This is a genomic window from Adlercreutzia equolifaciens (assembly GCF_029076695.1).
Taxonomy (GTDB): domain Bacteria; phylum Actinomycetota; class Coriobacteriia; order Coriobacteriales; family Eggerthellaceae; genus Adlercreutzia; species Adlercreutzia equolifaciens_A.
The window spans coordinates 1-299 of the sequence record NZ_JARFIK010000424.1 but is presented as its reverse complement, the minus strand read 5'-3'; the positions used below and the strand labels follow the sequence as shown (position 1 = coordinate 299).

The 299-nt window shown below is 43.1% G+C and carries 1 protein-coding gene; it reads left to right on the top strand.

Going from position 1 to position 299, the window contains the following annotated elements; translation table 11 throughout:
* Nucleotides 1–299: glutamine amidotransferase-related protein (locus tag PZH32_RS13015; protein WP_275208677.1), on the top strand; the 299-nt coding region annotated here is incomplete at both ends.

The following is a 299-nucleotide window of genomic DNA, read 5'->3' as shown; positions in this document are numbered from 1 at the left end:
CCCTGGAGACCCGAAAGAATGCACTTCTATTATTAAAGAAGTAAAGAAACTTTACGATTCCGATGTTCCGATTTTTGCAATCTGTCTTGGACATCAGCTGATGGCACTTGCAACAGGCGGAGATACCTATAAGATGAAATATGGTCACCGCGGTGGAAACCATCCGGTAAAAGACCTTACAACAGGCAGAGTTTACATCTCTTCCCAGAATCATGGCTACGTAGTAGATGCCAAGGACCTTGAGGAGAAAAACATTGCTCATCCTGCATTTGTAAACGTAAATGACGGAACAAACGAAG